This is a genomic window from Gottfriedia acidiceleris (assembly GCF_004138285.1).
In the GTDB taxonomy this organism is placed as follows: Bacteria; Bacillota; Bacilli; order Bacillales; family Bacillaceae_G; genus Gottfriedia; species Gottfriedia acidiceleris_A.
The window spans coordinates 215,395-240,451 of sequence record NZ_SCFN01000005.1 but is presented as its reverse complement, the minus strand read 5'-3'; the positions used below and the strand labels follow the sequence as shown (position 1 = coordinate 240,451).

General features: G+C 35.6%; 24 protein-coding genes and 1 other annotated feature. Of the genes, 2 read left to right on the top strand and 22 right to left on the bottom strand.

What is annotated here, in order from left to right; all coding sequences use genetic code 11:
* Positions 1-96: 96 nt before the first annotated feature.
* Together spoIIID and EP747_RS09855 are read right to left on the bottom strand one after the other, a co-directional pair.
* Positions 97-366: a sporulation transcriptional regulator SpoIIID gene (gene spoIIID, locus EP747_RS09860; RefSeq protein WP_025569002.1), complete on the bottom strand. Its 270-nt coding sequence runs from the start codon at positions 364-366 to the stop codon at positions 97-99.
* Between the two features lie 279 nt (positions 367-645).
* The gene (locus tag EP747_RS09855) at positions 646-1,440 is read right to left on the bottom strand and encodes a M23 family metallopeptidase (protein ID WP_165346957.1); all 795 of its coding nucleotides are present in this window, start codon (positions 1,438-1,440) and stop codon (positions 646-648) included.
* Between the two features lie 324 nt (positions 1,441-1,764).
* Positions 1,765-2,060 (top strand) — a binding site (T-box leader).
* A gap of 51 nt (positions 2,061-2,111) precedes the next feature.
* On the opposite strand from EP747_RS09855, the gene EP747_RS09850 reads away from it, so the two are divergent.
* Entirely contained in the window at positions 2,112-3,731 is a 1,620-nt protein-coding gene (locus EP747_RS09850; protein WP_129689711.1) for a peptide ABC transporter substrate-binding protein, read from the top strand.
* Positions 3,732-4,018: 287 nt separating this feature from the next.
* Here EP747_RS09850 and spoIID read toward each other — a convergent pair whose 3' ends face one another.
* From spoIID to EP747_RS09765, 17 genes are all read right to left on the bottom strand, one after another.
* Positions 4,019-5,032: a stage II sporulation protein D gene (gene spoIID / locus EP747_RS09845; protein ID WP_129689710.1), complete on the bottom strand. Its 1,014-nt coding sequence runs from the start codon at positions 5,030-5,032 to the stop codon at positions 4,019-4,021.
* Positions 5,033-5,309: 277 nt separating this feature from the next.
* A complete protein-coding gene (gene murA / locus EP747_RS09840; protein WP_025568969.1) occupies positions 5,310-6,614 on the bottom strand; it encodes a UDP-N-acetylglucosamine 1-carboxyvinyltransferase in 1,305 nt (434 codons plus the stop codon).
* A gap of 32 nt (positions 6,615-6,646) precedes the next feature.
* On the bottom strand, positions 6,647-7,366 hold the full coding sequence (locus EP747_RS09835; protein WP_129689709.1) for a YwmB family TATA-box binding protein: 720 nt from the start codon (positions 7,364-7,366) through the stop codon (positions 6,647-6,649).
* A gap of 80 nt (positions 7,367-7,446) precedes the next feature.
* Positions 7,447-7,683 carry a DUF1146 family protein gene (locus EP747_RS09830; protein WP_025568971.1) on the bottom strand — a complete coding sequence of 79 codons (237 nt, stop codon included), beginning with the start codon at positions 7,681-7,683 and terminating at the stop codon, positions 7,447-7,449.
* A 169-nt stretch (positions 7,684-7,852) separates the two neighbouring features.
* Positions 7,853-9,349, bottom strand: coding sequence for an NADH-quinone oxidoreductase subunit NuoN (nuoN, locus tag EP747_RS09825; protein ID WP_129689708.1), 1,497 nt, complete (start codon positions 9,347-9,349; stop codon positions 7,853-7,855).
* Between the two features lie 3 nt (positions 9,350-9,352).
* Entirely contained in the window at positions 9,353-10,861 is a 1,509-nt protein-coding gene (locus EP747_RS09820) for a complex I subunit 4 family protein (protein ID WP_129689707.1), read from the bottom strand.
* Positions 10,858-12,714 carry an NADH-quinone oxidoreductase subunit L gene (gene nuoL, locus EP747_RS09815; protein WP_129689706.1) on the bottom strand — a complete coding sequence of 619 codons (1,857 nt, stop codon included), beginning with the start codon at positions 12,712-12,714 and terminating at the stop codon, positions 10,858-10,860. Before nuoL ends, EP747_RS09820 begins: the two co-directional genes overlap by 4 nt.
* A 17-nt stretch (positions 12,715-12,731) precedes the next feature.
* Complete coding sequence (nuoK, locus tag EP747_RS09810; RefSeq protein ID WP_025568976.1) at positions 12,732-13,046, bottom strand: NADH-quinone oxidoreductase subunit NuoK; 315 nt, start codon at positions 13,044-13,046, stop codon at positions 12,732-12,734.
* Positions 13,043-13,561 (bottom strand): NADH-quinone oxidoreductase subunit J, encoded by a 519-nt coding sequence (locus EP747_RS09805; protein WP_129689705.1) that lies wholly within the window; start codon positions 13,559-13,561, stop codon positions 13,043-13,045. The genes nuoK and EP747_RS09805 overlap by 4 nt, the downstream gene beginning before the upstream one ends.
* Entirely contained in the window at positions 13,558-13,977 is a 420-nt protein-coding gene (nuoI, locus tag EP747_RS09800; RefSeq protein WP_025568978.1) for an NADH-quinone oxidoreductase subunit NuoI, read from the bottom strand. The genes EP747_RS09805 and nuoI overlap by 4 nt, the downstream gene beginning before the upstream one ends.
* A gap of 31 nt (positions 13,978-14,008) precedes the next feature.
* A complete protein-coding gene (gene nuoH / locus EP747_RS09795; RefSeq protein ID WP_129689704.1) occupies positions 14,009-15,010 on the bottom strand; it encodes an NADH-quinone oxidoreductase subunit NuoH in 1,002 nt (333 codons plus the stop codon).
* Positions 15,010-16,110: an NADH-quinone oxidoreductase subunit D gene (locus EP747_RS09790; protein WP_025568980.1), complete on the bottom strand. Its 1,101-nt coding sequence runs from the start codon at positions 16,108-16,110 to the stop codon at positions 15,010-15,012. Before EP747_RS09790 ends, nuoH begins: the two co-directional genes overlap by 1 nt.
* A gap of 8 nt (positions 16,111-16,118) precedes the next feature.
* Complete coding sequence (locus tag EP747_RS09785; protein ID WP_129689703.1) at positions 16,119-17,375, bottom strand: NADH-quinone oxidoreductase subunit C; 1,257 nt, start codon at positions 17,373-17,375, stop codon at positions 16,119-16,121.
* Positions 17,372-17,890: a NuoB/complex I 20 kDa subunit family protein gene (locus EP747_RS09780; protein ID WP_056469321.1), complete on the bottom strand. Its 519-nt coding sequence runs from the start codon at positions 17,888-17,890 to the stop codon at positions 17,372-17,374. Before EP747_RS09780 ends, EP747_RS09785 begins: the two co-directional genes overlap by 4 nt.
* Positions 17,881-18,249, bottom strand: coding sequence for an NADH-quinone oxidoreductase subunit A (locus EP747_RS09775; RefSeq protein WP_056469320.1), 369 nt, complete (start codon positions 18,247-18,249; stop codon positions 17,881-17,883). The genes EP747_RS09780 and EP747_RS09775 overlap by 10 nt, the downstream gene beginning before the upstream one ends.
* Positions 18,250-18,634: 385 nt before the next feature.
* A complete protein-coding gene (locus EP747_RS09770) occupies positions 18,635-20,407 on the bottom strand; it encodes a DHA2 family efflux MFS transporter permease subunit (protein ID WP_129689702.1) in 1,773 nt (590 codons plus the stop codon).
* 12 nt (positions 20,408-20,419) lie between these two features.
* Complete coding sequence (locus EP747_RS09765) at positions 20,420-21,064, bottom strand: HlyD family secretion protein (protein WP_419179304.1); 645 nt, start codon at positions 21,062-21,064, stop codon at positions 20,420-20,422.
* Positions 21,065-21,290: 226 nt separating this feature from the next.
* Between EP747_RS09765 and EP747_RS09760 the strand changes: the two genes are divergently transcribed.
* Positions 21,291-21,911, top strand: a complete 621-nt coding sequence (locus EP747_RS09760) for a TetR/AcrR family transcriptional regulator (protein WP_129689700.1) — start codon at positions 21,291-21,293, stop codon at positions 21,909-21,911.
* Positions 21,912-22,233: 322 nt separating this feature from the next.
* Here EP747_RS09760 and EP747_RS09755 read toward each other — a convergent pair whose 3' ends face one another.
* The 3 genes from EP747_RS09755 to EP747_RS09745 form a co-directional block, all read right to left on the bottom strand.
* Positions 22,234-22,635 (bottom strand): F0F1 ATP synthase subunit epsilon, encoded by a 402-nt coding sequence (locus EP747_RS09755; protein WP_129689699.1) that lies wholly within the window; start codon positions 22,633-22,635, stop codon positions 22,234-22,236.
* An 82-nt stretch (positions 22,636-22,717) separates the two neighbouring features.
* Positions 22,718-24,130 carry a F0F1 ATP synthase subunit beta gene (gene atpD, locus EP747_RS09750; protein ID WP_025568604.1) on the bottom strand — a complete coding sequence of 471 codons (1,413 nt, stop codon included), beginning with the start codon at positions 24,128-24,130 and terminating at the stop codon, positions 22,718-22,720.
* 63 nt (positions 24,131-24,193) lie between these two features.
* The gene (locus EP747_RS09745; RefSeq protein WP_129689698.1) at positions 24,194-25,048 is read right to left on the bottom strand and encodes a F0F1 ATP synthase subunit gamma; all 855 of its coding nucleotides are present in this window, start codon (positions 25,046-25,048) and stop codon (positions 24,194-24,196) included.
* Positions 25,049-25,057 lie beyond the last annotated feature (9 nt).

The window sequence follows — 25,057 nt, the reverse complement described above, 5'->3', positions numbered from 1 at the left end:
AAAATATAATTTTACCATAAAGAACTACTTTTAGTAATTAATATTTGTGAACAGGAGGTTAAATATTTCTAATTTTGTTTTCAAGGCTCAGAAACCCTATTTAGTAACTTTCTCAACGTCTTCTTTTTGATACTTTTGCTTTGTAGCCTCTCCACCGCGTAAGTGACGAATTGATTTGTGATAATCCAAAATTTCTTTTACTTCATTTGCCAAATCTGGATTGATTTCCGGTAGGCGTTCTGTTAAATCTTTGTGTACTGTACTTTTTGACACTCCAAACTCTTTAGCAATTACGCGTACTGTTTTCTTCGTCTCCACGATATATTTCCCAATCTTGATCGTTCTCTCTTTGATGTAATCGTGCACACTACTCTCCTCCTCTAAATGGATGTGAGAAGCGTGAAATGAGACTCGTTTTGACTGACTAAGCTGCTCTTTTTCCTGCTCTGACTGACCTGCTGAGGTACATTTATTTTGACTAGGTAGAAAATCCACGATTCCTCACCTCAAACACCTCTTTGATGGGTTTATAACATTGTATTAGCAAAGGTGTCTAACTATGCACAATTATCAGAAAAAAACAAGTGCCCAACACATATGGGGTATGATTCCCACGTGTTAGGCACTTTGTGAATTGCTTAATTATTATTGTTGAATTTTATTTCCAGCTGAATCAGTATTAGAAGAACCTTCTTCATTGTCATCTGATACATTACCAGAAGTATTCATTGTATTAGATTCTTTTGTTTCACTTTTTGTATTTTCAGAACTAATAATTGATGAAACATCTTGTCCTTGGTATTTCTCCGGATTAATTGCTACACCATCTTTACGTAATTCATAATGAACATGAATGCCATTTTCTTTACCAATTAAAGCTGTTCCAGCTACCCCAAGAACTTGTCCTTGTGAAACTTTTGTTCCCGGTTCAACACTTACAGATTTCAAGCTTTGGTAATATGAAACTAATCCGTTACCACTTTCTACTACAACTACATACCCTAGCTCAGCATCTTTTTGAGCTTTTGTAACAGTACCACTAAGTGCTGCAGTCACATCAAATTCTTTACCACTTTTATCAACTAAATCCATTCCCGTGTTGATCGTAAAAGTACTATTATCCATTTGAATTAATGATGCCTGTTGCTCATCTTTTGAAGCAGAGTCATCATAATAATGACTTTTAACTTGAACTGTTGCATCCTTTGAAACTGGGTAAGTTAATTTTTCTTCTGGCTGTGAAGCTGGAATTGCTTCAGGCTCTCTCGTATCAACTGTAGTTCCAGTTTTTGTTGGAGTTGGAGCATTACTGTATTGATACCATAACGCACCTGTCAAAATTACTGCTGCACTCACTAAATAAATTGCTGGGACTACCCAACGCTTTCTTAACATTTTAATAACCTTTTGAGAAGTTTTTTTGTTTTGTTCCTCTCTCATCCTTATCACCTCTGCAATCATTGTCAACAGATTTTTGGAATTATATACGCAATTTAGAAAATTTTAGTTCGACAAAATTCTTATTTTTCCACACAATTTAAAACTAATCCACAAAATACTTGAAAAATATTAACAAATGAAAGCGATTTATCCACAATTCCACAAGGTTTATACACAATATTTGTGGATAAGTTAATAAGTCTTATTATGAACTTAATAAAATATTTTTCTTGCATTTTTCTTTTTTACAAAATATAATCACACTACAAGCTTGTACGATGTATTAAAAACTTAAACTTAAAAAATTATTTCAGTCATTATATATTTTTTGCGATGATGAAGAAGAGTAGATTATATGAAAGTTTCAGAGAGCTGACGGTTGGTGCAAGTCAGTACGGACATATTTTTGAATGGGCTTCTGAGCACCCAAACCGAACCATTTATTTATGCAGTAGGCTTTGGCGGACGTCTCACCGATAAAAGAGACAGGTATTCAAACTTATGTTTCGATACTGCTTTTTGTCACAAGGTAGTTCAATTCATTTGTTTTGATACTGCAAAGTGAGTCTAAACGTTTTTAGGCTAATTAAGGTGGCACCACGGGAGTCCTCGTCCTTTCTATAAGGCGGGGACTCTTTTTTGTACCCAAAAATAAGGAGAGAAAAAATAATATGATATTTACTAAGAAAAAATTCGTATCAATTAGTTTATTACTCACATTGGCACTAGCAGGCTGTGGACAACAATCAAATCAGGTAGCCTCGAAGTCAAATGATCATACGCTACATTTAATGGATACTTCAGATATTGTAAGTCTTGATAGTTCACTAGCTTTAGATGGACCATCATTAAACGCACTTAATAGCGTAATGGAAGGTCTCTATATGCCAAATGAAAAAGGAGAATACGTTCCCGCTGCTGCATTATCACATAAAGTTAGTACGGATGGTAAGGTTTATACATTTACTTTAAGAGATGCTAAATATTCAAACGGAGACCCAGTAACTGCAAAAGACTTTGTTTTTGCAATGAAACGAGCAGTTGATCCAAATACTAAAGCTCAATTTGCATACGATTTATATGATATTGAAAATGCAAAAGAAATTAACCAAGGAAAATTGTCTGTGGATAAACTTGGGGTAACTGCACTAGACGATAAAACATTACAAATTAAACTTGAACGCCCTATTCCATATTTCATTCAACTGACTAGCTTACCGATGTTCTTCCCTTTAAATGAAAAATTCGTTAAGGAGCAAGGTCGCAAATATGGTTTAGAAGCAAATACAACTTTATATAATGGTCCTTACGTTGTAAGTAAATGGAATCATGAAGCTGGATTTACAATGACAAAAAATCCACAATACTATGATAAAAAGAATGTCCATGTAAATAAAATTGACGTTAAAATCATGAAAGAAACAACAACTGCAGTTAATCTCTATGAAACTGGTGAACTTGACCAAGCGATTATTGATTCTAATGTTATCGATCGTTATAAAGGGAATAAAGAATTAAACAAATTAGCTATGCCAATCGTCTCTTACATTAGCTTTAATCAAAAAAATCCACTTTTAGCAAATCTAAAAGTGCGTAAGGCAATCGCAAGTGGATTTAATAAAGAGGATATTAGTACAACGCTTTTAAACGATGGTTCTATTCCTACTGATCGAATTATACCTAAAGGTTTAGTAAAAAACTCTAAAGGTGTGGACTTTGTTAGCTCAACATCTCATCCTTCTACAGTAAGTTTAGAGGAGGCTAAATCACTTTTTAAAGAAGCTTTATCTGAGAGTGGTAAGTCGAAAGCTACAATTTCATTACTAGTAAGTGATAACAATACATCGCGTAAAATCGGTGAATATTTAAAATCACAATTAGAAACAAATTTAAAAGGTCTAACAGTTAATATAGTCGTACAACCTGCACAACAAAAATTCGAATTGCGTCAGCAAGGAAACTATGATCTCTCTCTAGATACATGGGGTGCAGATTATCCAGATCCAACGACTTATTTAGAGCTATTTACATCTAAATCAGCTTTAAATGTATTAAATTATAAAAACGCTCAATATGACGAATTTGTACAAAAAGCAAACACAATCAGCTTACAAAACGAATCAGAACGTACTCAGCTCCTTCATAATGCTGAAGACCTTTTATTAGATGATGCTGCGATTGCTCCAGTTTACCAAGCTGGTTATGTATACTTGCAAAAATCAAATGTAAAAAACATAAAGGTACGTCCATTTGTTGGTTATTTTTATTATAAATATGCGGTGAAGCATTAAGTGCAGGATTTAAGTTAATTTATTTGTAGAGTAATCTTATGTATTGTAGAGACTGCAATTAAATCTAGTGGTTCTGCAATTAAAAACCGCATAACTGCAATTAACTTGGTGATTCTACAAAATAGATGCTCTTTTTAATCAAGGAACACTCTAAATGGACTAATTCTAGTTCGTTTTGGAGTGTTTTTTAAGTTATTTTCTTCTTTTCATTTAAAGAACAAACAATCTTAGAGACTATACACAAAAAAACAGACCCACGTGAGGTCTGTTTTTCTTAGCGTACTTTCTCAAAGCTTCTCCAGTACATCATAGTCCTTCTTACTAAGCTTCTTTATGTTGATTCCCTTATAATAATACTTAACGATCTCATCGTATGTTTTTCCTTGCTTAGCAAGCTCGTTTGCTCCGTATTGACTCATACCTACTCCATGGCCAAAACCTTTTGTTGTAATGATGATTTCATTCCCTTTACGCTCCCATGAAAAATCTGTTGAACGTAGGTTTAGTTTTTCTCTAATTTCTTTGCCTGACAGAGTTTTTTTACCAAACGCCACTTGTTCTACACGTTTACCTTGTGTTCTCGACGTGACTTTCCCTATGTCTGACTTATTAATTTTTACATTGAGTTTCTTTTCGAAATCACTTATTGTAAATGATTTTGTAGATATATAGTTTGGAGCAACGGAATCCCAAGGACTCGGTACACTTTTCAAATATGGTACACTATTTTTCCAATATTCTTCGGAGTTTTCTGTGTAACCATTGCTTGTAGAGAAGAATGAAGCAGTTATAGGTTGTCCATTGTAAGTTAATATTTGTCCTTCAGTGGCTTTTACAGCTTTTTCAATTTTGGCTATATTTTTATTGTATTCGGCGCCATATCTTTTCTTGAGGTCGTCGCGATCCTGAAAGACTTGAAAATTAACTGAATCATCGACAATTCCACCTTCTTCAAGTGGTTTTCCTTCCTTCAATCGTTTGATGATAAATGTTCTTGCACTTAAACTTTGTGCCTTTAGTGCTTCTGATTCAAATTTTGCTGGCATTTCTGATGCTACTACTCCTAATACGTATTCTTCGATTGGTAGTTTTTCAACTTTTTGTGTTTTTGTTCTAAAAACTTCAATACTTAGATTGTCATTTTTGTTCGCTGCTGCGACTTGGTTTGCTTTTTTCTGTAGCTGATCAACCAATCTACCATCTGTATGGCTATGAAATGGTAGAACAAGCAATGTAGGGATAATAATAACGACTGAGCAAGTAGTTAATCCTGCAGTGATTAATGTTTTAAATGACTTCATATTTTCCTCCTATCCATTTCAAAACAACTTTAAATGACAATTTTCAACTAATTGCCCTTTCTAAAGATAATTTATGTATATGGACAAGCATTTAGAACAAATATAGATTGATTCAAATTAGATTCTTTTAACAAATTGTATTATTTTTTTATTATTTTTAGAATATTTTATAAGGTTTCTGTCTATAACTGATAGTAGAAAGTTGCATGAAAATGCAAAAATGCCCGACTCTATGTGGGGTAACACAAAGTGTCAGGCATTTGAATTAGTTTTTAGTTTACGCTTGTAAATCTTTTAGTGTTTCTTCCTCTACAGCTGTGCTTGGTTCGTTTACACGTTCAATGTCCGCTCCAAGTGCAGCAAGCTTTTCATGGAAATTTACATAACCACGATCTAAATGTTTTAATTCAGTAACACGAGTATATCCATCAACAACGAGACCAGCAAGGATAAGTGATGCAGCAGCACGTAAATCCGTAGCAGCTACTTCTGCTCCTTGAAGATCATTTGGTCCATGAATAATAGTTGATCGACCTTCAATTTTAATATTTGCATTCATGCGACGGAATTCTTCCACGTGCATAAAACGATTTTCGAATACTGTTTCAGTAATCATGCCTGTTCCATTAGCTTTTAATAGAAGTGCCATCATTTGTGATTGCATATCTGTTGGGAAGCCTGGGTGAGGCATTGTTTTAATGTCTACAGGTTTTAAATTGTCTGTACCAATTACACGAAGACCTTCTTCCTCTTCGATAATTGTTACTCCCATTTCACGCATTTTTGCTACAACTGAGCTTAAGTGCTCTGGAACTGCATTTTCAATTAATACATTTCCATTCGTAATTGCTGCTGCTACCATAAATGTTCCAGCTTCAATACGGTCTGGAATAATGTGATGAGTTGTACCAAATAATGTTGGTACACCTTCAATTCGAATAGTGCCTGTTCCAGCACCACGAACTTTACCACCCATTGCATTAATGAAGTTTGCTAAGTCAACAATTTCAGGTTCTTTTGCAGCATTTTCAAGAATTGTTGTTCCTTCTGCAAGTGCTGCTGCAGACATAATATTTTCTGTTGCACCTACGCTTGGGAAATCTAAATAGATTTTTGCCCCTTTTAAACGACCGTTTGATTTTGCTTCTACAAAACCATTACCAACCGTAATTTGAGCCCCCATTGCTTCAAATCCTTTTAAGTGTTGTTCAATTGGTCTAGATCCAATCGCACATCCACCTGGTAACGCTACACGTGCATGACCATTTCTTGCTAAAAGTGGACCCATTACAAGAATAGATGCTCGCATTTTACGAACATATTCAAATGGTGCTTCAACATGTAAATCCTTTGAAGCATCAACTGTTACTGTATTATTTTTGAACCCAACCTCTGTATTTAAATTACGAAGAACTTCGTTAATCGTGTAAACGTCAGATAGAGTTGGTACGTCATGAATTATATTTTTTCCTTCACTAGCTAGTAGCGCTGCAGCAAGAACTGGTAAGACAGCATTTTTTGCACCCTCTACACGAACCGTGCCTTGAAGCTGTTTCCCGCCACGGACAATGATTTTATCCAAACTTTTCCCCTCCGTGTCCTAAAATAGATCTATCAATATTCTACTGTTATAATCGGTGTTCCAATAATAATTGTCGTTGATTTATCAACATTGTTTTCACGTATTGCAATTTGTAAATTAATTTTTTTGCCATTTGCAACCAGAGCGTCATTCCACTGTTCAGTATATGCTGAAACAGAGACGAATGCCCCTTCTTTTATTTCTTCAATTTTTGTTGCTTTAAAAGTCCCCAAAAAATCATTTTTTATACCCTGCAAAACACCTTCAAGTTTACCACCCATTGTCCCCTTTATACAAGTAAAAAAAGTAGGTTCTTTACTAAAAATATTTTCCAATGAGTTCTTTATAAGTTTATTAGTTTCTTTTTCAGCCTGCTGGTCCCATTTAGTCCCACTAAGTTCATAAATTACATAGCTGCTGTTATTGCCAGTAGATGTAACAACGATTCTTTCTGTGACCAAATTATGGCTAAGCGTACCAATTATTTTATTACCATTGTCAGTTTTCGTCCACTTAAAATTTTTAAAATCCTCTTTATATTTACTGATTATTTTGGACACCGAAGTATTCATTTTAGCTTCTCTTGCGTATAAATTCCAACTTGTAACCGAAATGTCTTTTTTATTTAATACGTCTGCAAAACGGTTCAATTGGCCTACACCTGTGTCAGCCATACTGATTTTACCCCAATTAAAAAATAGTGCAGAAGCAAAAGTAATAGTAATTAAAAATAAGTAAATAGTTTTTTTCATAAATAATCCCCTCTCTTACTTCCATTTTTCACAGGTAGAGAGGGGTTTATACGATACATCGTAACATACTTTTTGACAAATTATTTCAATAAATATGTAATGTTTTTTGTATATTGAAGATAGTCTAAGAAAAAACTACTTACAGCAGAAGAAATTGTAATCGTCAATAGCACCATAAAAAGTCGAATTTGGGCGACATGACCTTTTTTCATAATACTCTCCCACTTAATTGCTGTTAAAGCCCACCAAGTTAAAATAATGAAAAATAAATGGACAATTATTGCTAATAACGCTTCTGTCCCAACTAATGCTTCCATTTTTCACGTCCTCTTTTCGCTCGATTTTTATAGAAAAGCTTTCAGATTGCGCAGTTACATTTTCCATCTATGTGTTCTTAGTGCATGCCAGTCTGAAAACCAAATTTTATACTTTCTCTACAAATTAAAAAGTGTAGGAATCATCCTACACTTATAATTTAGATATATTTTACGCCATAAAGAAGTCTTTCACAATGTCTAGCTTATGAAATACATCTAATGCTAAAGATGGTTTGATACCTAATACGATTGTTAAAACAGCACAAACCAATACAACGAATAGATGTGTCCTAGGAAGTACAATTTTACGCTCTTCGCCACTTCTAAAGAAAATATTTTGTAGGATGCCGAAATAGTAAAAATAAGATACTACTGTAGTTAAAAGTAGAATTCCACCTAATACATAATATCCTTTAACTTGGACGAAAGCTCCCAAGAAAATATTTAACTTTCCTATAAATCCTGCAGTTAATGGAATACCTGCTAACGATAAAACAAATATTGTCATTGTAATTGCTAAAAATGGATTCGTTTTAATTAGCCCTGCAAATGAAGATAATGAGTCAGATCCCCTTTGTTGTTGTACATTGTAGACAATTGTTAATATACCGATTGTCATGAATGTATAAGTTAATAAATAGAACCAGATCCCCTCAAACATGAATGGTGAAATACTTACAAATGCAACTAGAACATAACCTCCGTGTGCAATACCTGAGTATGCAAGTATGCGCTTTAGACTGTTTTGTTTTAAAGCAATTGTGTTACCTATAATCATCGATAATGCAGCCAATGTGGCAACAACTGGTTGCATTACTTCAAATACAGATTTTTGTTCCTTCATCAATAATGCACCAGTGAAAATTGCTAAAAAGATACGAAGTACGATAATAAACCCACCTGTTTTTGAAACTGTTGCTAAGAATGCTGTTACAGGTGTTGGAGCACCTTCATAAACATCTGGAGCCCACATATGGAACGGAACAGATGCAAGTTTAAATGATAATCCAACAAATACTAGCACAAATGCTAGGATCATTAGAAATTCATTACTGCTTGGTATTCCTTGTTGAAGTGCCAAATTCATTTCAGTAATGTTTGTAGTACCTGTTAAGCCATAAGTATAGCTTAATCCAAATAATGTTATTGCAGTTGAAATACCACCGTTAATTACATATTTAAGTGCGGCTTCAGAAGAGCCTTCTCTTCTCTTTTGAATGCCGACTAGAATATAAGATGAAATCGAAAGTAGCTCTAATCCAACAAATAATGTAATTAAATCACTACTTGAAGCCATATACATTGCTCCAATTAAAGCTGTAATAAACAATGTGTAGTATTCTGAGCGCTCTGCAATTGTTTTATCTCCAAGTGCAAGTAATAAAACTAAGATTGCTCCGATTAATAAAACAGTTTTAAAGAGAAGCCCAAACGAATCAAGTTTAAACGATCCCGCTAATAGACTTATTGGTTTATGTGAATAAAGTGTGATTAACCAGACAAATGATCCAACAACGCTTAGTAAACCAACCCAACCGACTATTTTACGACTCGCATTTTTAGGTAGTAAGAGTTCAAGAGTTAATAGAAGAAGCGCAGCAGCTACTAGAATGATCTCAGGACCCATTGTTCCCCATTGAAATTCAGATAATGCTTTCCATGTCATCTTCTATACACCTCTAATCCCTTGAATGATAAAATCCACTGATGACACAATCATATCATTTACGAAAGCTGGGTATACACCAAGCAGGACAATCGCAAATACTAAAATAACTGAAGCGATTGCTTCGCGTTTTGATAAATCAGTGAATGATGATATAAATTCACTACTTTTACCGAAGCTTAATTGTAATATTGCTCTTAAAATATAAGCTGCAGTTAAGATGATTCCTAATGTACCTACAGTTGCAATTGCTTTGTGAGATTGGAAAAGACCAACAAATGATAGCCATTCTCCTACGAACCCTGATAGACCTGGTAAACCTAACGATGCCATACCGCCAAAAAGTAATAAGCCGGCTAGTCTTGGAGCTGATTTTGAAAGACCAGAAATGCGGTCAAAACTAGTAGTATCACCTCGGTTTTCTAACATGCCAACTATTAAAAATAGAAGTGCTGCAATTAAACCGTGAGAAACTGATTGTAAAATTGCTCCTTGGATTCCAGCGCTATTCATTGCTGCTAATCCAATAATAACAATACCCATGTGTGAGAAACTTGAATATGCCAATACAGAACGTAATTCCTTTTGAATTAAAGCAATATAAGCTCCGTACAGTAAATTAATTACACCAATAATCGCAAGAGCTACCGACATCTTTTCAAATTGCTCTGGGAAAACACCTAAAGCAAAACGAATTAAACCGTAAGTTCCAATTTTTAATAGGATACCAGCGTGAATGATTACTACAGCAGGATTTGCTTGTGTATGAACATTCACCATCCATCGATGGAACGGGAATAATGGTAGTTTGATTGCAAATGCAATTAATAAACAAATTAATAGAACCATTTTTAAATGCTCTGAAATTGGACTAACTGTTTGTTGTCCCGTTGGAATGATATTTGCTAACACTTCATAATTTGTTGTGCCTGTGCGAGCAAATAAGACTGCAATAACAAATAGTAAGAATGCAGATCCTAATCCGTTATAAATTAAGAATTGGTATCCAGCACGTTCACTATCAAATCGGCCCCATTTACCAATTAAGAAGAACATTGGAACTAGCGTTAATTCAAAGAATAAGAAGAATAACACTAAGTTCTGAGCTGCAAATACACCAAACATACCTACTTGTAAAATGAATAGTAGTTGATAGAAGCCTTTTGAACCTTTATTAATTGAGTAACCTGCTATTACAGCGATTAATGAGATAATACCAGTAAGTAAAATCATCACTAATGATAGACCGTCTACTCCAAGCTCAAACTTAACTTGAAACAATCTAGTTGATCCAGCGAAAAATTTTCCAAATGAAAACCAATCATATGAAATATTCCAATCTTTTAAACTAGAATGGTTTTGACCTGCTATATAAGCTAGTATAGTAACTGCAAATGATAAAACCGAAGTCAATAATGCCCAAAGCTTATAAGAATTCTTTGGAGCAAAAGAAACTAGTAATAATCCCAATAAAGGTGAGAAAACAACCCATAATAAGAAATGAGACATCATAAGTTGTACCCCCCTGTCACAACGATTGCTAATAAGATTAGAGCAAGACCAAGTAATGTAATAAATCCATAAGTTTGGACTTGACCACTTTGAAGCCTTGAACCAATTCCACCGATACTACTTACAATTCCTTTTACTAGAACTGCAAGCCCTTCAATTACAAAACGCTCAATTGCAAACATTACATGTCCGATTGCAAACATACCTTTTACGATTGAACCGTTATATAATTCGTCAATATAATATTTATTAAGAAGAATTTCATAGAATAATCCATTTTCTTCTTGTTTTGTTTGCTTCACTTTTCTTCCATACATATTGTAAGCAAGCGTAATACCAGCTAAAGAAACAAGCGTTGCTACGATCATAATCCAAACCGGCTCATGACTATGCTCAGCAATTTTAAATGGAGCTCCGTCTAATAAAAACTCATTTAAGTGACGACCAAAGAATGGCGTATTAATATAACCTGCAAATATAGCAAGGATCCCTAATAGTGACATTGGAAGAACCATTGACATCGGTGACTCGTGCGCACCTTTTGTCTTTTCTTCTCCAGTGAAAACTAAGAAAAATAATCGGAACATATAGAAAGAAGTAAAGAATGCCGCAGTTAAAGCAACAACGAATAAAACGTAATTTCCATTTTCCCAAGTTGCAGCTAAAATCTCATCCTTACTAAAGAAACCAGATAGTAATGGTACACCTGTAATAGCTAATGTACCAATTAAGAATAGTGTAGATGTCCATTTCATTTTCTGACGTAATCCACCCATTTTAAAGATGTCTTGAGTGTGTACGGCATGAATTACACTACCTGCAGCTAAGAATAACAATGCTTTAAAAAACGCATGAGTTGTTAAGTGGAAAATACTTGCTGTATAACCGCCTACACCTAGTGCAAGCATCATATAGCCCAATTGACTGACTGTAGAGTATGCTAGTACTCGCTTAATATCTCTTTGTACAAGACCAATACTCGCTGCAAAGATCGCAGTAAATCCTCCGACAATCGCAACTACAGTTAAAGCAGTTCCACTAGCAATAAAGATTGGATAAGTCGTTGCTACTAAGTAAACACCGGCAGCTACCATTGTTGCTGCGTGAATTAATGCAGAAACAGGTGTTGGACCTTCCATCGCATCAGGAAGCCATGTATGAAGTGGGAACTGACCTGATTTACCCATTGCTCCTACGAAAATCAAGATAGCAATAAGTGTTAACATACCAGTACTCACCTGTCCACCTTGGATTACATTGAAAATTTGATCAAAATCAAAGCTCTTTGTTTTCCAAAATAAAAGTACCATCCCGATAAATAAACCAACGTCCCCTATTCTGGTCATAATGAACGCTTTTTTAGCCGCTGCTTTTGCTTCTTCTTTATAAAAGTAGAAACCAACAAGTAAAAATGAACCTAAACCTACTAACTCCCAGAATACATAAAGTTGTAGAATGCTAGGTGAAATGACAAGTGCTAACATCGCAAATGTAAATAAGCCTAAGTATGCGAAGAACACTGTAATTCGGTCATCCTCTTCCATATATGCTGTTGAATAAATATGTACTAATGTACTAACAAACGTAACGATTACTAGCATTAACGAATTTAGTGCATTTACTACATATCCAACGTGAATATCGATATTTCCAATTGTTAACCAAGTGTATAGTTTCTGCACTGTATCCCCTTGTAGACGGTCAAATAAGACGAACAAGGAGATGATGAATGAGATTCCTGTTAAAGTTGCTCCTAAAATCCCACTACCTTTCTTTCCTTTTGTACCAGCTAATATTAGGATTAGAAAGGAAATTAGCGGAAGTACCGGAACAAGCCAAGCATACTGCATCATCAAATTCCACCTCCTATTTATCTTTTCAATGAATCAGCTTCATCGATATTGACTGTCTGACGATGACGATACCATGCAATTAAAATTGCCACGCCCACTGCAGCTTCAGCAGCTGCAACTGAAATCGTAAATAATGAAAAAATTTGTCCTGTTAACGACGGTGCTACACCAAGCTTACTAAATGCCACTAAATTAATATTTGCGGCATTTAACATTAACTCAATACAAATTAACACGATTACTGTGTTTCGTTTTGTTAATGCACCATATAATCCGATACAAAATAAAATTAGCGCTAAAAGAAGATAAGCATTAATTGGAACTGAACTCATTCCTTCGTACCCTCCTCTTTTGAATCATCTGATTTTGCTAAAATGATCGCACCTACTAAAGCAATTAGTAATAATACAGACATTACTTCAAATGGCACGATATGATTTGAAAATAGTTGTAACCCAATATTTTTCGTATTATTTGTTGCTAAATCAACATCTGATGCGTCAATTGAAAGTCCATTTACACCTAAAAACATAACGACCCCAAATGCAACAATACCGACTAATGTAGCAATATTTCTCCAATTTCTTTTTGGCTTTTCACTTTCAATATCATGTTTCGTTAACATGATTCCAAAAATCATTAAGATTGTAACTGCACCGGAATAAATAAGAATTTGAACAACAGCTACGAATTCAGCTGATAGAAGGACATAAATCCCTGCAATACTAATGAATGTTAAAACAAGTGAAAGCATCATATGCATAACCTTCGTTGAGTTTAACATCATAACGCCACCTAAAATGGCTGATAAAGAAAGAAGAAAGAAAGCAACTACAAAACCACTCATGCTTTATTCTCCTTTCGAATATTTTGATCGTTTTCATCAAGCCATTGAAGGTCTTTAAACAATTCATCACGTGAATATTCAGCAAGTTCAAAATTATTTGTCATAATAATCGCTTCTGTTGGACAAACTTCAGTACATAAATCACAAAGAATACAAATTTCGAAATTAATATCGTATGTGTCGATAATTTTTCCTTTTTTCGTAGGATCAGGATGTTTTTTCCCAGTTAATGTAATACAGTCTGTAGGACAGATTGCTGAACATTGATTACAAACAATACATTTTTCTGGATAAAACTTTTGAATACCACGAAAACGATCTGGTAACGGAATCGGCTGATTTGGATAATCATACGTTACTTTCTCGCGCGTTAAATTTTGAAGAGTATATTTTAAACCTTTTACTAACCCAATCATGACTCACACCCCTTTAGATTGGTCTATTTGTTTAGAAGAACAAACTTTTTACTAATGCAGTAATTAAAATATTAGCTAATGAAACTGGTAACAATACTTTCCAACCGAACTCCATTAATTGGTCAGCACGTAAACGTGGGAACGTTACACGGAACCAAATTAATAAATATAAAATTACACTAAATTTTAAAGAGAACCAAACAGCTCCAGGAATAAAGTCTAGACCCGCAATTGGTTTCCATCCACCTAAAAATAGAATCGTAATTAACGAACACATTGCAAAAAAGTAAACATACTCTGAAAGCATAAAGAATGCCCAACGGAATCCTGAAAACTCTGTATGATAACCTGCAACTAGTTCTGACTCAGCCTCTGGTAAGTCAAAAGGTGTACGGTTTAATTCAGCTACAGCTGCAATTAAGAAAACGATAAAAGCAATCGGCTGAGTTACAATGAACCATACATTCTCTTGTGCATTAACAATATCATTTAGATTTAAGCTTCCAGTTAATAAAATAACACCTAATACGCTCATTACTAACGGAATTTCATATGAAATCATCTGTGCTGCAGCACGCATACCACCAATAAGTGAGTATTTATTATTTGAAGCCCAACCCGCTGTAACAACACCAACTGTTGTTAACCCTGAAACAGCAATATAGTAAAGTAATCCAACACCTATATCAGCAAACTGTAAGTTCTCTGTAAAAGGTAGAGTTGCTAATACCATAAACGCTGGTGCAAATGCAATAATCGGTGCAATTATAAATAATGGTTTATCTGCCGCTTTTGGAATTGTATCTTCTTTTAAAAGTAGTTTTAATACGTCAGCAACAGTTTGAAGTAAACCATAACGTCCACCAACTTGGTTGGGTCCAATACGCCCTTGCATGAAACCCATTACTTTACGTTCAGATAGGATTCCAAACGTAACGAAACCTAAAACTACAAATAGAAAAATAACCCCTAAGCCTAAATAGATGAGAAAATTTATCCAAGACGGTGTACTTTGTAGAAGATTTTCTATCATTATCCGTCTACCTCCCCAAGTACAATATCAATACCACCTAAAATAGTAATTAAGTTTGCAATGTTTTCACCTTTTAATAACTTTGGAAGAATTTGCAGGTTATAAAAAGATGGTCGTCTAAACTTCAAACGGTAAGGCTCTTTTTTTCCATCACTTGCAATATAGCAACCGATTTCTCCACGCGGCGACTCGATTCTAACGTATCCTTCACCTTTAGGAGCTTTGATGATTTTAGGAACTTTTGCTAAAATATCACCTTCAGCAGGAAATTGTTCAACAGCTTGTTCTAAAATCTTTAATGACTCTTCAATTTCTAGCATTCTGCACATATATCGATCCCATGCATCGCCAACTGTTCCCACTGGTACATCGAAATCAAAGCGATCGTAAATAGAATATGGAGCATCTTTTCGTAGATCATATTTAACACCAGTACAACGTAGATTTGCACCACTTAATGAAAAATTAATTGCATCTTCTTGTGAATATGCACCAATACCTTTTACACGATTAATAAAGATTTCATTACCAGAAACTAAATCGTGATATCCTTTTAATTGCTCTCTCATATAAGGAATAAATTCTTTTACTTTTTCAATCCATCCTTCAGGTGCATCCCACTTAACCCCACCTACACGCATGTAGTTAAAAGTCAGTCTCGCTCCACAAAGTTCGTTCAATAGATTGATAATCATTTCACGCTCACGGAAAGCATAAAGAAATGGACTCACTGCCCCAATATCTAGAAGGTTTGTACCCCACCAAACTAAATGACTAGCAACGCGTCCTAATTCCATTGAAATAACGCGTAAATACTCTGCGCGATCTGGAACTTTAATATCCATCATTGTTTCAACAGCATGGCAGATAACATAGTTATTTGTCATTGCTGATAGATAATCCATACGGTCCGTATATGGAATAATCTGTGTATATTGAAGATTTTCAGCGATTTTCTCTGTCCCACGGTGTAGATAACCGATGACAGGTGTCGCCTCTTTAATGATCTCTCCATCAATCTTTAACACAAGACGAAATACACCGTGTGTACTTGGATGCTGAGGTCCGACATTTAATAGCATTTCTTCCGTACGAATCATGGCTTATCCTACACCCCCTCGTCAAATTGAACGTAATCTTTTCTTAGTGGATAGCCAACCCAATTATCTGGCAGTAATATACGCTCCAATTTTGGATGTCCTTCAAACTGAATACCAAGTAAGTCGTAAGTCTCACGCTCTGGCCAGTTTGCACCTTCCCAAATTGGAGTAATACTATCAACAATAGGTTGTTCACGGTCTGCTCTTACTTTTAAAGCGATTCCATGTTTACGTTTATATGAATATATGTAAGAGTATACTTCCATGTACTCAACAAAATCTGTTCCATGTAAACCAGATAAATAAGTAAATTGTAGCTGTTCATTATTCTTTAAGAACTGTGCTACTTTATAATAAGCATCCCTTTTAATTGTAAAAGTTGGATCATGTTTAGATAGCGTATTAATAATTGCTTCCTCAATAACTTCCGCTCCAAACTCTTTTTCAATTAATGCCTTTACTTCATCTAAAAATGGTTGATTGTGAGAAGCTTTCACTTCTTCAACTGGAGCATCTTTACCACCATCTGTTTTGCCTTTCGCTTTTGCCGCTGCTGCTGCTTTTGCCTTCGCAATTGCAATTGCCTTCGCTTTCGCCGCTTCATCGTCTGAACCAGCAGTTGCAGTGTCTTCTCCACCGGCTGCTTTTTGTTTTGCTAATGCCGCTGCCTTTGCTTTCGCTGCCGCTACTGCTTTTGCCTTTGCTGCTGCAATTGCTTCCGCTTTTTCATCATCTGCACCATCTGCCTGCGCTTCTTCACCGGCTGCTTTTTGCTTTGCTAATGCTGCTGCCTTTGCTTTCGCTGCCGCTACTGCTTTTGCCTTCGCTGCTGCTACTGCTTTTGCCTTCGCTGCTGCTACTGCTTTTGCCTTCGCTGCTGCTACTGCTTTTGCCTTCGCCGCTGCTAAGGCCTTTGCCTTATCATCATCAGAAGTCACCTCTGGCTCTTCTGCTTTAGCCTGTTCGTTTGCTTCTGCAGCTTTTTGTTTTGCGATTGCTGCCGCCTTTGCCTTCGCTGCTGCTACTGCTTTTGCTTTCGCTAGTGCAAGTGCTTTCGCTTTTTCATCTTCTGAAGCTGGTTCCTCTTGTTTAACTTCATTTTCAACAGTTGGTTCCTCAACTACAGAAACTTCTTCTTTTTGAACTTCAGTACTTTTTGCAGCTTCCTTTTCTGCCTTCAACTGTTCCATTTTACGTCGAGCCGCTTCTTTAGCCCTCTCAGCTGCTTCTTTCTTTAACTGTTCTTTTGACTTATCTTCACTCACTTATTCGTCACCTGCTTTCCAGTTTTAGCTTCGTAACGAATCTTCTCTTTCAATTTGTTGATACCATAAATTAATGCTGCTGGATTCGGTGGACATCCCGGGATATACACGTCCACAGGAACAATCTGGTCCACTCCTTTAACAACTGCATACGAGTTAACATATGGTCCACCAGCAGTGGCACATGAGCCCATCGCAATTACCCATTTCGGTTCAGGCATCTGATCATATAAGCGTTTAACAATTGGCGCCATCTTTTTCGTAACAGTTCCAGAAACAATCATACAGTCAGATTGACGAGGAGAAGTACGGAAAAATGATCCAAAACGGTCTAAGTCATAATGAGATGAACCTACACCCATCATTTCGATTGCACAACAAGCTAACCCGAATGTTAATGGCCATAACGAGTTACTTCTTGCCCATGCCTTCACTTCTTCCAAAGTCGTGAAAAAAATATTCTTTTGGAGTTCTTCCATTTCAGCAACAGAAATTCCATCTAACTTCATAACCATTTCAACACCTTCTTCTTCCAAGCATAAATAAGTCCAAGTAGTAGCATAAGAATAAAAATAATCATCTCTACAAAAGCAAAAAGCCCTAATTGATCATATGCAACCGCCCACGGATATAAGAAAACAGTTTCAACATCAAAAATGACGAATAATAGTGCAAAAATGTAATATCCAGCGTGGAAACGAACCTTCGCATCATGAAATGGTTCAATACCACTTTCATAGGTCGTTGCTTTTGCTTCAGTTGGTACATTCGGTCTTAAAATTTTTCCTATTACCGAGAGTGCCACAACTGGAAGCGCAATTCCTATCACTAGAAACACAACTACGATCACATAATTATTTAAATAAGCATTCACGAAACTTGTCCCTCCTCTAACTACAGAGCTCTACATTATATACTTATTATAAATATAATGTATTTTTCATTAATTTTTACTATTCAGTTTTGTAATCGTATCCATTATAACAAATGTGACAAAAACGTGTCGATATTTATTGCCATTAATCCTAAAATTGAATAATATAGCTGGAAAATAAATTCCATTATTCTTAATTTATCTTATATGTATGTCGTTCTAATAAATTTCTAATATTTTAATTGTCATTACCAGTTACTAAAATTGTATATCAGTATAAGAGTTATCCACAAATCCACAGAAAGTTATTCACAATTCCCACAAATTAAAAAATAGTGATAATTGTCGAAAAAAAAACCAGTTCAAAACATGAACTGGTCTTTTTTTAAGATGCAATCGTTTCTGAAGACTGCTTATTTTGATTTTTAGATTTAGGTTGTGCAAACTTTCTACTTTTTGTACTACCCATAAAGAATGAAAGTACTAAAGCAATACCAGACAATGCAGTTGCAAAGATAAATGCATCATTGATTCCATTAATAGATGCTAATTTAGACGCCTGGCTATAAAGAGTTGTTACCGCTAAAGATCCACCCTGTGCTGGTGTTAATCCAGCTACGGCAGCAAGCTGTGCACCAGTTTGATGAATCCAATCCATGATGAATGGATTCGTTGACGTTACTTCATTTGAGAAGTCTGCCATGTGATTTGTCGTTTGAGTCGTCATGATTGTAACAAGAATTGCTGTACCTACCGAACCAGCAACTTGTCTCAATGTATTTTGAGTTGCAGTACCATGCGAAATCATCTTAAGTGGCAACTTATTTAAACCAGCAGTCATAATTGGCATCATAATAAATGACATACCGAATGAACGTAAAGTATAGAAAAACATAATTTTTAAATACGGTGTATCAATAGATAATTTAGTGAACTCATACGTTGTAAATGTCATAATGAGTAAACCAAAAATAGCTAAAGGACGGATACCATATTTATCGAATAATTTACCTGTAAGTGGTCCAAGAGCACCCATAATTAATGAACCAGGTAGTAATAATAATCCTGCTTTTATCGGTGTAAATCCACGGATGTTTTGTAAATATAGAGGTAGTAAAATCATCCCTCCATATAATGCTGTTGTAACGATTAAGTTAATTAATAATGTGTAAGAAAACGAAAAAGATTTAAATACTTTTAAATTTATTAAAGGTTGTTTTGCAGTTAATTCTCTCCAAACAAATAAGCCTAAGCTTATACAAGCAATTAATAAAGAAAGAACAACCTCAGTGCTACCCCAACCTTTATTCCCTGCTTCACTAAATCCATATAATAAACTACCAAATCCAATTGACGAACTTAGTACTCCCCATATATCTAAAGTCGGGAATGAACGTTTACGTGAAATATGAAACCAAGAATTAGCCAAAATGATTGAAATGACACCAAACACAGCCATTCCATAAAATAAGAAATGCCATGAATAATCTTGTACTACATACCCAGTTATTGTTGGACCAATAGCTGGTGCCAAAATCATTGCAATCCCCATTAATCCCATTGCTGCCCCACGCTTTTCAGGAGGGAAGATTGTCATAAAGATATTCATTCCAAGCGGCATTAAAATACCGGCCCCGACTGCTTGAACTACGCGACCTGCCATCATAACTGGGAAGTTTCCTGATAAAGCACAAATAATTGAACCGATTGTAAAGGCAATCATCGAAAAGATAAATAATTTTCGATAAGTAAATGTATCAACTAAGTAAGCACTGATTGGAATTAAAATACCATTCACTAACATAAAACCAGTCGATAACCATTGTGCAGTCGAAGTAGTTACATTAAAATCTGCCATTAACTTCGGTAAAGCAACATTTATTAAAGTCTGATTTAAAATAGATACGAACATACCTAGTAATAGTACTGTCAAAACTTTTCCCATGCTAAAGCTTTGATTTTCACTTGACTCAGATGGAATTGACTTCTTTTGAATTTCTTCAGTTTTTTCTATTTTATTCGGTTCTTCCGATTGGACCATTTCTTCTCTTTTATCTATTTTTAGGTCATTTTCTTTATTTCTTAATACGATTCGATTAATTATAAAGAAAACAATTAAGCAAAACCCTCCATATGCTATGATCATTCCTGTAGACATAGAAATTCCTCCTTACTTATGGATACGAACAGAAGCATTCATTCCTGGAACAATTTCAAATGACTTATTATGATCTAAAGCAATTCTTACAGGTACAACCTGCTCTACTTTCGTATAGTTTGCATTAGAGTTTCCAGAAGGTAATAAACTAAATGTATTTGCAGTTGTTAATCCAACAAACTCTACAGTACCTGTTAAAGTAGTATCTGGATATGCGTCAACATACACATCAACCTCTTGACCTTTTTTCACGTCTTCTACTTCAGTTTCTTTAATATTTGCAGTAACCCAAAGATTATCTAAGTTATAAGCATAACCAAGAGTTGAACCTGTTCCTACCAATTGATCTTTAATTGCATTTGCTTGAACAATCGTTGCATTTGTTGGTACTGAAACTGATACTTCACGTGCAGTATCTCCAGCTGCTTGAGGCGCAGTTAAAACTTTCCCGATTGATTCATTTGGTGAAAATGTTTTTCCGAAAGTACCAGACCATGACTCAAGCTTACCAGCAGCAGGAGATGAAATAACAATTTGTTGCCCATCTATTTTTGCATTATCAGTTTTTATATAATTTGTTGATTGATCATAATAGTAGTAACCAGCAAATCCACCAGCAACTAATATGATTAAAGTAATTATGTTAACAAACACCATTTTCTTCATGTTCCCCATAAATAAAATTCCTCCTAAATTTTTAATCGTTTCTCTATATAGGTAACAAAAGTAAAGCAACACGTTGTCGTTTTACTTCTCATAGTTTTTAATTATAATTGATTTATAAACGTACTCAACCGTTAATAATTTAAAATTTGTTGTTTAAGCAACACTACTATTATTAATTGTTTAATTTCTTAAAGTTATTTAATAAAGGAGTTTTAAAATGAGCATAAAAAATAATCTTGACCCTCGTGTCATTCGAACTAGACAACTTTTACAAGATGCATTAATTTCGCTATTAGCTGATAAAGAATTCGAAGCGATAAGTGTACAAGATATAACTAAAAAAGCCAATGTCAACAGAGCAACCTTTTATAGCCACTACGAAGACAAATACCAAATGGTCCGCCAAATCGTTAGAGAAAAACTAGTTGATTTGGACAGCGCCATGAAGAATGTAGATTTTAGTACGTATGACGGAAACCCAAACTCACTCGATGAAATGGCCTTACAATCATACTTCCATCTATTCGAACATATCGAAAAAAACAGTTACTTCTACAAAGTCCTACTAAAACGACAAGGACCAAATATTTTTAGAAGAAGACTTTACGAAGTATTATCAACAACGTTCGAAAAAGGTATTGCATTCATTCAGCCAAAAAAGAATAAATACCTTGTCCCAGGTGACCTACTAATAAGCTATATTTCAGGCGCAACTCTCAGCGTAATTTCATTTTGGGTTGAAAATGATATGCCGTACACAAAAAAACACATGGCAGAATACCTTTTAAAAATCTCAAGAAGTGGAATTTTAACAACAGCGGGATTGGAATTAAACTAAAAAGAGGATTGCTGTGACAACTCGTCTAAATAGTGTATTTTGTCTTTTTTGATCCTGATGATGGTAGGTTTAGTTTGCGAAGCAGTCTTGAAGCGTTATAGATAGAGGGTATATGAAGAAAGTCTCTAAATTAGTGTCTTTTTTCTGATATTTAGTAGATTTAATTGTAGTTATCTCAATTTTAATTGTAGTTTTGCAAAATTTAATTGCAGTTTCTTCGATTTTAATAGCAGTTACTCCGATTATATTTCCACCTATCAGTTTACTAATCCCCCCACTTACCCCAACAAAAAAAGAGCCCCAACAAGGGCTCTTTTTTTAATTACTTATATTGTGCTACGTTTAAACGGTTCATTGCTTTGTGTAAAGCAAGTTCTGCACGTTTGATATCTGTGTCAGGACGTCTATCTTGTAGACGTGTTTCTGCACGTTTTTTTGCTTCTACTGCACGCTCAACGTCGATTTCAGTTGATGCTTCAGCAGATTGAGCCAATATTGTAACGGCTTCAGGTCGAATTTCAATGAATCCGCCACTAACTGCAACGTAATCTGTTCCAGCTGGTGTTTTAATTTTAACAGGTGCTGTTGCTAACGGTGCCACAGTTGAAATGTGTCCTGGTAAAATACCTAGCTCACCGCTAGTTGCTTTCGTGCTAACGAATTCTGTTTCGCCTTCATAAGCCGGTCCATTAGGAGTGACGATACTGACTTTCATTGTCTTCATAGTGAACTCCTCCTGTCTAGCTTCGTGAGCTAATCAAGTCCATTCAGTTAGAATGATGAACAAGCTGTCGATTAGACAATTATTATACTAGTGTTTTTGCTTTTTCTACTACTTCTTCAATGCGTCCAACTAAACGGAATGCATCTTCTGGAAGAGTATCATATTTACCTTCTAAGATCTCTTTGAATCCACTAACAGTTTCTTTAACTGGTACGTAAGAACCTTTTTGTCCTGTGAATTGCTCCGCAACGTGGAAGTTTTGAGATAAGAAGAATTGAATACGACGAGCACGAGCTACGACTAATTTATCTTCTTCTGATAACTCATCCATACCTAAGATTGCGATGATATCTTGAAGTTCTCTATAACGTTGTAAAGTTGATTGTACTTGACGAGCTACTTCATAGTGCTCTTCACCAACGATTTCAGGGTTTAATGCACGAGATGTAGACGCTAATGGATCTACCGCTGGGTAAATACCCATCTCAGATAGACGACGCTCTAAGTTTGTTGTTGCATCTAAGTGAGCGAACGCTGTAGCTGGTGCTGGATCCGTATAGTCATCGGCAGGAACGTAAATCGCTTGAATCGAAGTTACAGAACCTTTGTTTGTTGAAGTGATACGCTCTTGTAATTGACCCATTTCAGTAGCAAGAGTTGGTTGGTAACCTACCGCAGAAGGCATACGACCTAATAGGGCAGAAACCTCAGAACCTGCTTGAGTGAAACGGAAGATGTTATCGATAAAGAATAACACGTCTTGTCCTTGCTCATCACGGAAATATTCAGCCATTGTTAAACCAGTTAGGGCAACACGTTGACGTGCACCAGGTGGTTCGTTCATTTGTCCGAATACCATCGCTGTTTTCTTGATAACGCCAGAGTCGCTCATTTCGTGGTATAAGTCGTTACCTTCACGAGTACGCTCACCTACACCAGCGAATACAGAGATACCGCCGTGCTCTTGTGCGATGTTGTTAATTAATTCTTGAATTAGTACAGTTTTACCTACACCCGCACCACCGAACAGACCGATTTTACCACCTTTGATGTAAGGAGCTAATAAGTCTACTACTTTGATACCAGTTTCAAGGATTTCTACTTTTGTAGTTAATTCTTCAAATTTAGGTGCTTGACGGTGAATTGGGTCACGACGTACGTCTTCTCCAAGTTCTTCGTCTAAGTCAATGTTGTCACCTAACACATTGAATACGCGTCCTAATGTAGCGTCACCAACTGGAACCGAAATTGGTTTACCTGTGTTAACTGCTTCCATTCCACGTACTAATCCATCAGTTGAAGCCATTGCAACTGTACGAACAGTATCGTCACCTAAGTGAAGAGCAACTTCTAATGTTAAATCAATGTTTACTTCGTTTGCGTCGCCCGCTTCTTTACGAACACGTAACGCATTATATATTTGTGGTAATTGGCCGTTTTCGAACTTTACGTCTACAACCGGACCTAATACCTGAGTAATAATACCATTGCTCATCGCTTTTCCTCCTAGCATTGTTTCATTAAAAGCCGATCGATTTATATAGCCGTTGTAAGCAGATTAGCCAAGTGCCGCTGCTCCACCGACGATTTCAGTAATTTCTTGTGTAATTGCTGCTTGACGCGCACGGTTATAGTGAAGAGTAAGCTTACTAATAACTTCTTTCGCATTATCAGTTGCACTTTTCATCGCTGTCATACGTGAAGCGTGTTCACTAGCTTTACTGTCTAATAATGCACCAAAGATTAAGCTTTCTGCATATTGAGGCAGTAAAACTTCTAAGATTTCATCATCAGATGGTTCAAATTCGTAATTAGTTGTTGCCTTACCTGTGTCAATATCTGTTAAAGGTAATAGCTTTTTCTCAGTAACTTCTTGAGAAATCTTACTTACGAAATGATTATATGATAAGTAAAGCTCATCAAAAATGCCGTCTGTGTACATTTGAACTGTACGATTAGCAAATTTTTGAATATCATCGAATGAAGGTTGATCTGGAATTCCAAGAACCTCTTCAACGATTGGGTAACCTAAACGCTTAAAGTAGTCACGTCCAACTCGACCTAGTACAATAATTGCAAATTCATCATTTGATTTATGACGTTCTTTAATTGTATTTGTTACCGCACGTAATACGTTACTATTAAATGCACCAGCTAAACCACGATCAGAAGTGATGACAATGTAACCAGTCTTTTTAACTGGACGAGTTACTAGCATCGGATGTCTACTGTTTACACCTTTTGCCACGCTACCAACTACCTCTTGCATTTTTTCCATGTAAGGAACGAATTGCTTAGAGTTTTGCTCAGCACGGTTTAATTTCGCAGCAGAAACCATCTCCATCGCTTTTGTGATTTGGCTTGTCTTTTTTGTTGAATTAATTTTTGTTTTTATATCGCGTAATGATGCCACAGGTTTTCA